This window comes from Shewanella carassii, from assembly GCF_002777975.1.
Classification (GTDB): domain Bacteria; phylum Pseudomonadota; class Gammaproteobacteria; order Enterobacterales; family Shewanellaceae; genus Shewanella; species Shewanella carassii.
In genome coordinates this window covers 182,991-196,689 of record NZ_NGVS01000014.1, presented here as the reverse complement: position 1 = coordinate 196,689, position 13,699 = coordinate 182,991, and the positions used below count along the sequence as shown (strand labels likewise).

General features: G+C 52.1%; 10 protein-coding genes and 1 riboswitch. Of the genes, 5 read left to right on the top strand and 5 right to left on the bottom strand.

The window, feature by feature from the left end; translation table 11 throughout:
* Positions 1-259 precede the first annotated feature (259 nt).
* The gene (locus CBE72_RS09505) at positions 260-1,816 is read left to right on the top strand and encodes a tetratricopeptide repeat protein (RefSeq protein ID WP_100143325.1); all 1,557 of its coding nucleotides are present in this window, start codon (positions 260-262) and stop codon (positions 1,814-1,816) included.
* Between the two features lie 87 nt (positions 1,817-1,903).
* Here the strand turns inward: CBE72_RS09505 and CBE72_RS09500 are convergent, their stop codons facing one another.
* Positions 1,904-2,245 carry a hypothetical protein gene (locus CBE72_RS09500; protein ID WP_100143324.1) on the bottom strand — a complete coding sequence of 114 codons (342 nt, stop codon included), beginning with the start codon at positions 2,243-2,245 and terminating at the stop codon, positions 1,904-1,906.
* Between the two features lie 303 nt (positions 2,246-2,548).
* On the opposite strand from CBE72_RS09500, the gene CBE72_RS20560 reads away from it, so the two are divergent.
* The gene (locus CBE72_RS20560; RefSeq protein ID WP_100143323.1) at positions 2,549-3,094 is read left to right on the top strand and encodes a prepilin-type N-terminal cleavage/methylation domain-containing protein; all 546 of its coding nucleotides are present in this window, start codon (positions 2,549-2,551) and stop codon (positions 3,092-3,094) included.
* A gap of 3 nt (positions 3,095-3,097) precedes the next feature.
* On the opposite strand, the gene CBE72_RS09490 is transcribed toward CBE72_RS20560, so the two are convergent.
* Positions 3,098-3,967 carry an AraC family transcriptional regulator gene (locus tag CBE72_RS09490; RefSeq protein ID WP_100143322.1) on the bottom strand — a complete coding sequence of 290 codons (870 nt, stop codon included), beginning with the start codon at positions 3,965-3,967 and terminating at the stop codon, positions 3,098-3,100.
* Between the two features lie 193 nt (positions 3,968-4,160).
* Here CBE72_RS09490 and CBE72_RS09485 point away from each other — a divergent pair, with 193 nt between their 5' ends.
* Entirely contained in the window at positions 4,161-5,318 is a 1,158-nt protein-coding gene (locus tag CBE72_RS09485; protein WP_100143321.1) for an iron-containing alcohol dehydrogenase, read from the top strand.
* Between the two features lie 72 nt (positions 5,319-5,390).
* Here the strand turns inward: CBE72_RS09485 and CBE72_RS09480 are convergent, their stop codons facing one another.
* From CBE72_RS09480 to CBE72_RS09470, 3 genes are all read right to left on the bottom strand, one after another.
* Positions 5,391-6,185: a class I SAM-dependent methyltransferase gene (locus tag CBE72_RS09480; protein WP_100143320.1), complete on the bottom strand. Its 795-nt coding sequence runs from the start codon at positions 6,183-6,185 to the stop codon at positions 5,391-5,393.
* 427 nt (positions 6,186-6,612) lie between these two features.
* Complete coding sequence (locus CBE72_RS09475; RefSeq protein ID WP_025889227.1) at positions 6,613-6,888, bottom strand: GIY-YIG nuclease family protein; 276 nt, start codon at positions 6,886-6,888, stop codon at positions 6,613-6,615.
* Positions 6,885-9,023, bottom strand: a complete 2,139-nt coding sequence (locus CBE72_RS09470; RefSeq protein ID WP_373289260.1) for a S9 family peptidase — start codon at positions 9,021-9,023, stop codon at positions 6,885-6,887. Before CBE72_RS09470 ends, CBE72_RS09475 begins: the two co-directional genes overlap by 4 nt.
* Before the next feature lie 219 nt (positions 9,024-9,242).
* Positions 9,243-9,429: riboswitch (FMN riboswitch) on the top strand.
* Positions 9,430-9,543: 114 nt separating this feature from the next.
* Between CBE72_RS09470 and ribB the strand changes: the two genes are divergently transcribed.
* A complete protein-coding gene (gene ribB, locus CBE72_RS09465; RefSeq protein WP_100143318.1) occupies positions 9,544-10,197 on the top strand; it encodes a 3,4-dihydroxy-2-butanone-4-phosphate synthase in 654 nt (217 codons plus the stop codon).
* Positions 10,198-10,448: 251 nt separating this feature from the next.
* Positions 10,449-13,670 carry an EAL domain-containing protein gene (locus CBE72_RS09460; RefSeq protein WP_157929055.1) on the top strand — a complete coding sequence of 1,074 codons (3,222 nt, stop codon included), beginning with the start codon at positions 10,449-10,451 and terminating at the stop codon, positions 13,668-13,670.
* The last annotated feature ends 29 nt before the right edge of the window (positions 13,671-13,699 follow it).

Genomic DNA, 13,699 nt, shown 5'->3' with positions numbered 1-13,699 from the left:
CCGATTCACTCCTCATAGATCATCTCTGGCATCAAGTGATGCAAAAATTTGTTGATGCAAATGACCGAATTGACCGATGGCCTAATACCAAATGATAAGTTAGCCTGAAAGCCAAGGAGAAATAATGGTACCTGCCGGGATCGCTGTTTAGGGGACATTCACCCCATAAGCCAAGGTCTCAGTACTCAGGAAAATGGCTCACAGGATTGGAAAAGTGTTTCTTCAATCGCTGTCACTAGCTTAAAGGTTAAGGAAAACAATGGAACTAGTACTGTACGCTATCGCGTTTATGACCTTTTTTATTATGTTTATAGCCTTTTTTATATTCGTGAAAGACCAGCGGCGAGCACTCGCACTACAGAGCAACGAGCCGAGTGCCATGGTCAATGAGGGCATAAGACTCATTAACCACAATAGAGTCGCTGAAGGCATCGAGAAGCTGGAGCAAGCCGCCAATAAAGATAATCATATCGCTGCGATGCTGCTCTATAAGTTCTATACCCGTCCCGAGCTGGAGATGGTGGCCAACGATGCCGACAAGGCAAAATATTGGGCCATCAAGGCCTCCGCTCTGGATGATAATTTTGCCCATATGTTTAACTTCCAATTGGAGTTAAACAAGCACCCTGCTTTGGGTGACAATCTCCAACTACTGGAACAAAACTTATTACCCAGAGCCGAAGCCGGTGATATCAAGAGCCAGAGCCAACTGGGACGAATCTATTCCCGTAATCCGACACTCGATGAAAACGGCTGCAAGGCGATGAAATGGCTCGAATTGGCCGCCGCCAAAGATGATCCCGAAGCCTGTATGAATCTGGGGGAAATGCTACTTGAGCCAAGGCAAGGCGAAGCCGATTTGCAGCGGGCAAGGTTCTGGCTCACCAAGGCATACCAGCTCGGCCAAACAGGGTGCGCAATCCAGCTGACAGAAATGATGTTGCAAGGCCTAGGCGGCCCGGTGGACAAACGCCAGGCCGAACAGCTATTGATTGAGCTGGCCCAGGACAGTAGTTATTTTCAACTAAAGCTGGGACAACGTTATCTGGATGGTGAAGAGTTACCCCAAGATCTGCACAAGGCCAGAACATGGTTGGAAAAAGCTGCCGCCAGCGAAGACGATGATGATTATGAAGCCGCGATGGAATTGGCCGATTTCCTAATCGCGTACTCCCACGACAGTCAGGATCATCTGCGTGCCAAAGCAATATTAGAGCCCCTGGCACAGGCTTGGGATCTTGACGCCCATTTTCATCTCGGCCAAATATATGAACTGGGGCTGGGGGTCATTCGTCAGCTACCACGGGCATTGATGCACTTCGAGTTTGCTTCCATGGGTGACGAAGCCGAATATATCGCGTCGAGAGAGGCGCTGGCCGCACGTATGAGCCAATCGGAAAAACAACAGGCCGAAGCACTCAGGCAAGAATATCTGGCACTACACCCCATAGATGGCCTAGCGCAGGCCCGATTGGATCTGCTCAAGGGGCAGGCTTTACTGTATGCGGATGAACAAGCACGCAACTATCTCCAACAAGCACTGCCCTGGCTGGAAAAGGCCGCCTTCGGCGGAGAAACTACGGCCTATGAAGAGTTGTATGAAACCTACCTAGAGCTGAACCAACGGGTAGACGCCGCCGTATGGCTGCAGCTGGAACTGGAAGACCGTAACCGGATCAGTTTACCGGGGGGGGATCTGGGGCTTCAGCAACAGGAGCTGCTGCAGAGCTTTACCGAGGCCGAAACCGCCTGGTATGAGCAGCGTCTCGAAGAGGTTCGGGCTCAGTTACCGCAAAATAACCCCGAGGCCGCCTGAGCTGTGTTAAACCTTTGAAGACAAACCCCGGCCAAGGCCTGGGTCTGTCTTTTCTGAGAGTATTGCCAGAACCACTAACCCAGTGGTTCAGCCTGGTCTCTTAATGGTCCAGTAGGCGGCGTTGACACCATCTTCGCGAAATTCGATATCCACCGGGTACTCACGCTCACAACCCTCGACTATCCAGCGTTCATGCCAGTAGCGCTCACCGACTTTGCCCTTGGGCATCGCCAGCACAAAGGCGAAAAACTGTTCCGGCACCTCACAGCCGCGACGAGCCACTTCGGCGGCCACGCCTGGCATAGTATCCTTGAGCAGGGTTTCGTTGGCCAAGGTCCCTTGCTGAACTATCTCCTCAGAGAAGTATTCCCCTTCGGCGGCTACCGGCAGTGACACCAACAAGCCACACAAGATCCCAATCCATTTCATCTGTTTTCCTCCCTGATAGTTTCTGTATCAATATTAGCCCGTTATCTCCCCAATAGGGTCAGCAACAAAATTCTTTTAATGACAGGCCCACCAGAATGTGAACCTGACTATGGTTTCGAGGAAAACAATACTTTAGTCTGCGCAAGGTTTGGCCTCTTTATTTGTGGTAAAACGCCATTCCGGAGCTGCAGCCATCCAGAATATTCTCCGCTTGTCAGAAGATTTCTGCTTGGCTAGACTGCCGCACATTCAGCTCATAAGGAGTCTGAATGGATTTCAAGTTCATTCTCAAAAGGCACCAACATGAAAGTAACTCGATATCAGGGATTTACCCTGATTGAACTGATAGTCGTCATTATCATTCTCGGGATCCTAGCTGTTGTTGCAGCACCTAAATTCATCAACTTGCGCAACGATGCCACAGAACAGGTGCTTAAAGGCCAATATGCCGCCTTTGAATCTGCGGTAAAACTCTATCACAGCGGCTATCTGGCCAAGGGATATCAGGGCGCCATCGACAATCTCGCCAGCTTTGGTGACGGCAGCGTCGATTCCAGTGCCAATGGCTGGCCCTATGCCACCACAGGCAAAGATACCCATATTTTCAACGCCTGCGAACAGTTATGGCATGGCCTCACAGATACCGACCTCAGCATTGCCTATGTGGAAGATGTCGATCTGCCCAAAGCCAATGTCGATATTGCTTACACCTATAGTCAGGACCCCAATATCTGCACCTATCGTTCCGTGTACTTTATTCAGCGAAATGAAGAGACACTGATCATGGAATATCAACCAGATACGGGAGAAGTAACAGTAAGGAAGACCCACTGGACCCCTCGCCCCTGACAACTACAAACGGGCAACCTCTACCGGACTCTGGTCGAAGTAACGCTTGAACTCCCGGCTGAATTGGGCCGGGCTCTCATAGCCCACTTCCAGTGCCGCTTCCTTCACCTTGAGGCGCTGTCTTTGCAGCAGCTCTTTGGCCTTATTGAGGCGGATCTTCTTCAAGTACTGAATGGGCGATGAGGCCGTGACCTCCTTGAAACAGCGATGAAATGCCGAGGGGCTCATGTTGACCAACTCGGCCAGCTGCTCTACCTCCACACTTTCACGATAGTTCTGATGCAGATATTTGAGTGCCTTCTCTATCCGGGATAAACGGGTATGACTGAGCGCCAGCGCATATAAAGGCGCCGCATTGTCGGAAGCCAATACCCGAAACAGCAACTCCTGCACCATGGCCTGACCCAAGACCTCGGCTTCCAACGGCGACTGCAGAGCCAGCAGCAAACGCTCGACACAGCAGAGCATGTCTTCGCTGTTGGCGGCAACAAAGAAGCCGCTCTGACGAGCATCATCGAGATCCTTGGGCACCTTGTGGTGTTGATCCATCATGCGGATCAACTGGTTCAGTTGCTGCAGATCTATATCCACCATGAGTACCAATACCGGCTCTTCCTCGGAAGCAAAGGTTTCACACTCCACAGGCATAGGCACTGTCATCACCAAGGTGTTCTGCGGGTCATAGTCATAGATCTTATCTTCGAGATAGACACGCTTACGCCCCTGGCCGACTATCATGATCCCTTGGGAATAACACATGGGGCCACGGCTACCATAGGCCGAACTGCGAAACAGATGCACCCCTGGCAGGCTGGTGCTGTTGACCCCTTCATCCACCGCCAGGGCCGCCATTAAGGCTGCAATATCACTCATAACACTCTCCAACCTTCAATGGGTTGGATGCTAGCACTATTACAGAAAAAAGCATCAAAATAGCCATATTCAAGCCCCTATTAACCAATTTAGGCAGGAATAGGCATAAATGCTCCAGCAATGTGTATTTCAATCCAAGCTGAGGGGACTAAGATGACAGCATAGTTTTTCGGCTGTAGAAGAGAGAAATATCATGCTCAATTTCGACTATCGCAATCCTACCCACATAGTATTTGGTAAAGACAGACTGGCAGAACTGGATCAACTGGTACCGACGAATGCCAGAGTGCTGGTGACTTACGGCGGTGGCAGTGTCAAACGCTTCGGCACCCTGGATAAGGTCATAACCGCGCTGGGCGACCGCGTTGTGTTTGAGTTCGGTGGCATTGAGGCCAACCCCAAATATGACACCCTGGCCAGAGCTGCCGAGCTGGCGCGGCGCGAATCCATCGACTTTCTGTTGGCCGTCGGTGGCGGTTCAGTGATGGACGGCACCAAGTTTATTGCCCTGGCGGCAAAATTCGATGGCGACAGCAGCAGCTTGCTGCATCACGGTTTCAACCCGGTTCCTGTGACAGAGGTACTGCCCGTCGGTACGGTAGCGACACTGCCGGCCACAGGCTCAGAAATGAATGCCTTTGCCGTGATTAGCCATCAGGGTGGCAAGTTCCCCGTGACTCATCCACAGAGCTTCCCGGTATTCTCCGTGCTGGATCCCAGCCTGACTTTCAGTTTGCCGAAGATCCAGGTCGCCAACGGCGTAGTCGACTCTTTCGTACACGTGGTCGAGCAATACGTCACCTTCCCCGTGGATGCCAGAGTTCAGGATAGAATGGCCGAAGGCATACTGAAGACCCTGATTGAAGTGGGCCCTGTCACCGTGGCCGAGCCGGAAAACTATGATGCCCGCGCCAACCTGGTGTGGAGTGCCACCTCGGCGCTCAACGGCATGATAGGCAGCGGCGTACCGGCAGACTGGACCACTCATATGATAGGCCACGAACTGACCGCCATGTTCGGCATAGATCATGCGCAAACGCTGGCCGTAGTCCTGCCCTCTGTATGGCGGGTGCGCAAGGAACAGAAACGCGCCAAACTGCTGCAATATGCCGAGCGGGTTTGGGATATCACTTCGGGTGATGAAGACAGCCGTATCGAGCAAGCCATTGCAGCCACTCAGGCCTTCTTTGAACAGGTCGGCCTCAAGACTCGTCTGCGCGACTATGATGTGCCGCAAGAACGTATCGCCGATGTCGTTGCCGCACTGGAAGCCCACGGCATGACCGCCTTATCTGAAACCGGCGATCTTGGTCTGGACAGCAGCCGTGAAATCCTTGAGCTGGCCTGGTAAGTTCAGCAAACCAAACGATTCTCACGCCTGAGATAAAATACAGTTTAAACAGGGCCTTTAGGCCCTGTTTCTTTAGTCTTCCTTGACCGCTCTCAAACTGTAGACCAAGGGAATGGCCTTGCCTTGATGATATAACCTGAAACGCCCCGGCGTATCCTCCTGCAAGCCCTCGAAACAGTCATAGGGACTGAAGTCATACTCGCGAAAAGCCCGCAACTGCAAACCATTGGCCAACAAGGCGCTGATGACATCACTCAGGGCGTGTGACCAACAAACCGTGGTATGCTGTGCTTCCTGAGCATTCTCGGTATAGCTGCCCTCCAACTCTACATCGGCCTTACCTGTGTGGAAGTAGTCATAACCGTCAAACAATGCCTGCAATGGATGGAACTCGGCCAGGTAGAGTTCACCGCCCGGCTTAAGGCAAGCACTCACAGTTTCTGCCCAGCGATGTAGATCCGGCAACCAAACCAGCGCGCCATAAGAGACATACACGAGATCGAATTGGCGCTGCAGCAAAGCCGGCGCCTGATAGAGGTCGCCACAAACAAACTCGGCGTCGATAGCGGCTTGCTCCGCCAGTTGGCGGGCGCTGGTAATGGCCTCGTCAGACAAATCCAGACCTGCGACACTGGCGGCACCTTCCCTGGCCCAGGAGAGGGTATCTAGACCAAAGTGACACTGGAGATGCAGCAAGGACTTGCCCTTTACCGATAGTTCCGCCAGCTCTATTTCCCGCAACGAACTGCGACCACTGAGAAAACCCTTAACGTCATAAAACTCTGACTGCAGATGTAACTTGGTACGCTCATTCCAGGCCAGCTGATTCAGCCTTTGGTACTCTTTCTGATGATCTATCCCTTTCATCTATCTCATCTCCAGATTTTCTGCCTGACATTGGTTTATTCGCCGGCGATCTCCGGGCGCTTACAAACTGAGGCTCAGTCCCTGATTGAGCCGAGTGTCCGGCGGACACCCGATATAGCCAAATCGGTCACTTTTTAAGGAAAGAGGACACTAGTGCGGACACTTGCTGCAAGGTGGCCGCAAAAATAACAAATATAAACAATGTGTTATATTTTGGCATATTTTCTGCTTTAGCTGATAAGAGAAACAGTCGTCGACTGGCGTTGTGAAACTCGCCGGCCGCGGCTCTTTGTCACTATCTTGCTGATGGGCCATCGCCGATGAGCCATCACCCCCTCCTTGGGGACCCTCTTCCCGACCGCAGGAAGCGCCCGCTGTAATGGCCCGGCCATTGGCGCTCCTGCTCCTTTTTCTTTTTTAAGGTCACTCACCCCGGCATAGCTGCGGACTTCGCAATCAAACTCAGTTTGGCGCGCTTGCTCAGCTTTTTTACCGCCATTTCCCGCCGTAAGGCATCACCGTGGCTGCCAATCTCTTCACGATAAACGAGTTGCAAAGGCCCGCGACCACGCAGATATTTGGCGGCTTTGGGGCCGCCACTCTGATGCTCCTGCAGGCGCCGGGTCACATCCTTGGTGATCCCTGTGTACAGTTCGCCCCCGGCGCAGCGCAGGATATACAGCTGCCAGTTATCACCACTCATTCCAGTCCCAACAGGCCGAGGAAGAAGGCATATTCCAGCGCGGTATCTTCAAATTGCCGGAAACGTCCGCTCTTGCCGCCATGGCCGGCCTCCATATCCGTCTGTAACAGCAGCAGATTGTCGTCCGTCTTATAATCCCTGAGTTTGGCCACCCACTTGGCCGGCTCAAAATACTGCACCTGAGAGTCGTGCAGCCCTGTGGTCACCAACAGATGCGGGTAGGCCTGATGGCGAATGTTGTCATAAGGCGAGTAGCTCAGCATATAGTCAAAGTAGGGCTTGTCATTGGGGTTGCCCCACTCATCATATTCATTGGTCGTCAGCGGAATCGACTCATCGAGCATTGTGGTGACTATATCCACAAAGGGCACATGGGCGGCCACCGCCAGGTAAAGATCCGGAGCCTGATTGACCACGGCACCCATCAATAAACCACCGGCACTGCCTCCGGCGGCAACCACTTTGCCGGGTGCGGCATAACCCAGATCCAAAAGTGCTCGGGTAGTGTCTTCAAAGTCATTGAAACTGTTTCGTTTATTAAACAGCCTGCCATCATCGTACCAAGGCCTGCCGAGCATCTCTCCGCCCCGGACATGGGCAATGGCATAGACCACGCCGCGATCCAGCAGGCTTAGAACAGAGGCGTCGAAGTCCGGCTCTATGATATGGCCGTAGGCACCATAACCGTACTGATACAGCGGGTTGCTGCCGTCTTTACGGAACTTATCCTTGCGATACACCAGAGTCACGGGCACCTGGGCACCATCACGGGCCGGGATCAACAAGCGCTCGGCCTGATAGTTGCCGGGCTCGAAGTCCCCCAACACCTTTTCCTGTTTGAGCAGTTTACGCTCGCCCGGCTTATCCAGTTGATAACTGTAAATACTCTCGGGGGTAGTCGGGCTCGAGTAATATAACCTCAGTTCGCGACTGTGCTGGCTGGGATTGATATCCAGACCAACCACATAGGCCGGATCATCAAAGGTCAATTCATAGCCCCGGCTGAGATCGGTATGGGGATAGACCTTGATCTGGCTCAGCCCCTGGCTGCGGCTCTGTACTATCAGATAATCGTCCAGCAATAACAGATCTTCGAGGCGCACCTCGGGATCATGGGCCAGTACCTGCTGCCACTTGCGCTTGTCGCCGGCATCGGCAGCCGTGGTTTTCATCAGCCTGAAATTGGTCGCCTGCCAGTTGCTGAGGATGAAGAATTCATCACCACGCTTGGCGATGCTGTATTCGTGGCCCTCTTCCCGTGGCAGAAACGCCCGGAATTCGCCGAGCGGGGCGTTGGCATCGAGCAGGGAAACTTCACTGGTCGTGGTGCTCTCGTGGTGCAATACAATCAGGGATTCATCCAGACTCTTGCCGAGGGAGATATAGAAGGTATCGTCCTGCTCTTCATAAACCAGCAGATCCTCACTCTGGGGGCTTCCCAGCTTGTGCCGGAAAACCTGGTATCCCAGCAGGGTCTGTGGGTCTTTAGCGATATAGAACACATAACGGTTGTCATTGCTCCAGACCACCCGTCCATCGACGCCCGTCAGCTTGTCGGCAAGCAGTTCCCCGGAGGCAAGATCTTTAAAATAGACGCTGTAAATACGGCGGCTGAGGGTATCCTCGGCAAAGGCCAGTATCTGCTCATCCGGGCTGACAGACACTCCGCCCAGGGCGTAAAACTCCTGCCCCTCGGCGCGCCGGTTAACATCTAGCAGCAACTGCTCTTCACCATTGAGCTCACGGCTTCTGGCGATCACCGGATACTCCAGCCCGGCCTCGAAACGGCGATAATACCAATGGTTATGCCAGCGATATGGCACGCTGCTTTCATCCTGCTCCAGCCTGGAGGTCAGCTCTTTAAACAGTTTCTGTTTCAGCGGTTCCCAAGGCTTAAGACGCGCGGCGGTATAGGCGTTTTCCCGCTCCAGATAGTCGATAACGTCCGGGGCCTTGCGCTCATCGTCACGCAACCAATAATAGTCGTCTGTCCTGGTTACACCGTGAAGACTCATGGTGTGGGGACGTTTTTCGGCAACCGGTGCCACCAGCTTATTTTCTGAATTCATTCCACTGCATCCGCACAGCCACAAGGCTGTGCCTAAAACCAACATCAGGGATCCTGCTCGACTCATCACTCTTCCTTAGCCTGAGAAGCGTTAATATCAACGGCCTACTCCCTCGACTACAGGCCGTCTGCATATAGTGACGCCGACCGGCGCCAACGGCAAGCCCTGGCGCCCGAGTCCGGATCTCTAAGGCTCCCCTTCACCCGCAGAAAATGTGACCCTGTCCGCTTGTCATTTGTATGTAACAGGCGCATGCTGGTGCCGCCTGCCACATACAAGTGACAGGTCAATTCTCAGGGCGGGGTGAAATTCCCCACCGGCGGTAAATCGTGTCAGCGACATGAAAGCCCGCGAGCGCCCGCCAGACTTTGGCGGGGTCAGCAGATCTGGTGTCATCACGACCTAGCGTGACTATTCCAGAGCCGACGGTGTTGCCATTTAGATGGCTCAGTCCGGATGAAAGAGAATCAGATTGCCGCGAGGCGATCCGTTTAGTGATACGTCTCTGCCAGCGGCAGAGAGGCCCACTATTCCTTTCTTTGCCCTGATTCTGGAAAACCCAAGCCGTAATTTAAGGATTTTTACCATGAATCAGTCATTATTAGCGCCTTTTGGCACCCCGATTGAAAGAGTCGAAACCGCCCTCAAAGCATTGCGTCAAGGCCGCGGTGTTTTGGTGGTCGACGATGAAGACAGAGAAAACGAAGGCGACCTTATCTTCGCCGCCGAGAGCCTGACCAACGCCCAGATGGCGATGCTGATCCGCGAATGCAGCGGCATTGTCTGTCTCTGCCTTACCGACGAGAAAATCAAGGCCCTGCAGTTGCCGCCCATGGTGGAAAACAACTCTAGCCAATTCGGCACTGCCTTTACCGTAAGCATTGAGGCCAAAGTCGGAGTCACGACCGGGGTTTCCGCTGCCGACCGGGTGACGACTATCAAGACCGCCATTGCCGACAACGCCAAACCGGAAGACCTGGCCCGCCCTGGGCACGTCTATCCGCTGCGGGCTCAGCCCGGTGGTGTGATGACCCGCCGCGGTCACACAGAGGGCACTGTGGACTTGATGCAACTGGCAGGCCTAAAACCCGCCGGAGTGCTGTGCGAAGTGACCAATCCGGATGGCACCATGGCCAAGCTGCCACAAATCATCGCCTTTGGTGCCCAACACGACCTGCCGGTTCTCTCCATCGAGGATATTGTCAGCTATCGTGAATCTCTGCTGGCCAACGCCGGCTAAGTTCCCGCTATTGGTCCACGGGGAGTTGCCCTGTGGACCCTAGATGGCGAAACAGTTTTTTATCAAATAAAACACTTATTTACAAACAAAGGTCGCTATACAAATAATTTCGTGACCAGCTTAAGAAATCCTTCAGTAAGGGTTCGCCGCCCTCCGTTATCTGTGCTAACAATGTGAGGTCGCACGGCTTATTAACCAAGCATTGGTCATAGCTCATTCTTTATTCATAAGTCCCCCTGGAGACCTTGTCTGTGTTCAGCAAATTCAGCCTGAAGCACAAATTGCTCTTGTACGCCTTGGTACCCATTCTGGTACTTTGTCTGTTGGGCTGTATTCGTATCCTTGAGCTGTATCAGAACTACCAGCTAGCCACGAAAAGCCGCTATGCGGTTGAAATATCTAGAAGCCTTTCAAATTTACTCTATGAAGTACAACAGGAGAGAGGCCTCACTTCTGCCTATATCAGCTGCCGCGGGAGCTGTTTCAACGAGGAGCTGACCAAGCAACAGCATAAAGTATCGGCCCTGATTAGTGAGCTCAATCAGTCCCCTTATATCAGCCAGTTGGCAGAAAAATTAAGTCACGACCCTGATGCCATTCAAAAGCTGCTCAAAGAGTTGGATATGCTCGATGAGCGTACCGAACAGCTGGAACTCAATCGTAACTGCCTGCTGAGCCAGGCGCAGAGTATTTCGCTTAACTTCTACTCTGAATTCAACGATGAACTATTACTGGGTATAGTCAACCTGCAATCCTTGGCCGGCGATGTGCAACAAGCCATGGCCTATGCTGATTTGACCGCCCTACTGCGACTGCAGGAGCTGGCTGTGAGGGAAAGGGAGCTGGCCAACCGACTCTTGACTCAACGCCGATTTAGCACTCAAAACTATGAACAACTGGCAATCCTGCTGACAGAACAAGCCCAGAGCCTGGAGCTCTATCAATCCATAGCCCTGGAAAACCACAAACTCAGCCTGGAAAAGCTGCTGGACAATGAAGAAAGCCAAGAGCTCTCGAAGATCCGTGAACAATTACGGCGTCAGGATCTCATCAGTCGCGAAGTCGAACACTTCAGTGCCTTAATTGGCTACGATGGCTTACAACATGAATTCAAAAATTTCTTGTATCGTGGAGATGAACACTATCGGATAGACTTTTACGACAAGCTCACTCCCCTTAAGCAGATCTTGGCCAAACTGCAACAAATGCCGTTTTTAAACAGTACACAGCAACAGGCCATAGATACGCTCGATAATAAATTAAAAGAGTATGCGCAAAAAATGCTGCTGGTTACCGAACTGCGGGCCAGCGGTGTAAAAGTCAGCACCATAGATCAACAAGTACAACTCTCTGATGAAGCTATCCACACAGCCCTGAGGACCTTGAGTGAACCCAGCCCCCCGGTACCCGCGGAAGTCTGGTGGCGTCTGGCAAGCAAACGAATTCAGCAAATGGACGCCATGGCCGACAATATCACCGATGATATTCTGGCCATGTCCAGCCAGCAATTAGACCACTCACTGAAACTAATCGGCCTGTATCTGGTTTGCTCGATCATCACTGTAGTGATCTTGATGTGGATTGGCCAAGCCCTGAGCCAAAACCTGCTCAAGCGGATTTATGCTATCCGCGACAATATGCACTTGATGGCTAAAGATCCTAATCTGAATTTAGCTATCCATGTTGAAGGCAAAGATGAATTGGCCGACATGGCTCAGGCCTTGTCGCAAATGCTCAATGAACGGCAAAAGTCCCATCAACAGCTCAAACAAGCGGCCGCCGTCTTTGACTATTCAGGTGAAGGGATAGTGATTACCGATGCCGATAACCATATTGAACTGATCAACCCTGCGTTCACTCGTATTACCGGCTATCGCTTGGAAGAAGTGCAAGGGCGCAACCCATCGGTGCTCAATTCCCATCGCCATGATAAGGCCTTCTTCACCAGTATGTGGGATACCCTATTAACCCATAACAAATGGGAAGGTGAGATCTGGAACAAACGCAAAAACGGCGAGATCTATCCGGAATTCCTGGCCATTACACTGGTTCGCGACGATAACAACAACATACTCAAACACATAGGTTTATTTGTTGATATCAGCCACCGCAAAAAATATGAGCAAGATATTTGGTATCAGTCCCACTTTGATGCTTTAACCCGCCTGCCGAACCGTAAGATGTTCAACGAACGTCTGCACCACGAGCTATTGCAAGCCAGGCTGCATGGCCACAAGGTAGCGACCCTACTGATAGATCTGGACCGCTTTAAATACATCAATGATGCGTTGGGGCACAAACATGGTGACTTATTGTTGCAACAAGTGGCTCGACGCTTAGAGTCATTGCCAGACAAACAACTATTTATCGCCCGCATCGGCGGTGATGAGTTCGCCGTCATACTGCCACACTGCAAGAATGATATCGATCTGTCGGCCATTGCCGACCGGGTCAAGGCTCTGTTTAACGGCGCCTTCGATCTCGATGGTAAAGAGACACTGATCTCGGTCAGTTTTGGTATCGGAGTGTACCCGGAGGATGGTGAGGATATTGATGCTTTGGCTCGTAATACCGAAACCGCCATGTATAGCGCCAAAGATGATGGACGCGATAACTACAAATACTTTACCCCGGCCATGAATGCCAGCATGTTGGAGCGTCTGCAGTTGGAACAGCGCTTACGTCAGGCAGTACAGCGTCAGGAATTCAAATTGCATTACCAACCCATAGTTTCAATGGAAACAGGTAAGATCACTTCGGTAGAAGCCTTACTGCGTTGGCATGATCCCGATTATGGTTGGATTAGTCCTGAACGCTTTATCCCGATAGCGGAAAGCACAGGCTTGATAGAACCCATTGGCGAGTGGGTGCTGGAACAGGCACTGACAGATCTCAATCGCTGGCAGGCAAAAGGGATCCGCCTTGAAGTTGCTATCAATGTTTCCAGTCGTCAGTGCATCAATGCCCGAGGTGAAAGTTTCGACATTCTGGTTGCCGAAGCGATCAAGCGGCATGGTATCGAGCCTGAAAAATTGCACATAGAAATCACTGAGTCCATGTTGTTGGATGACAACCCCAACTCCCTGGAAATCCTCAGTAGCATCCGCAGCCAGGGGATCACTATTTACATGGACGATTTCGGGACCGGCTTCTCCTCCTTGAGCTATCTGCGCAAGTTCCCCATTTCAGTCATCAAGATCGACAAGAGTTTTGTCGATAACGCCTTGAATAATGAGGCCGATGCCAATCTGGTGCGAGCAATAGTCATGATGGGCAAGAGCTTGGAACTCCAGCTGGTGGCCGAAGGTATTGAAACACAGGCCCAATGGTTACTCTTGAAATCCATGGGCTGCGATTATGGCCAGGGGTATTTCATGTCCCGACCACTGCCCTTCGATGCCTTGACTCAATTGCTACTCGAAGGAGACATCTTTAGTAAACGTCTGATGCCTATCGGCGAAGAGCCCAATTAACATTCAGGCTCTTAAAAACGTTGAGGTCA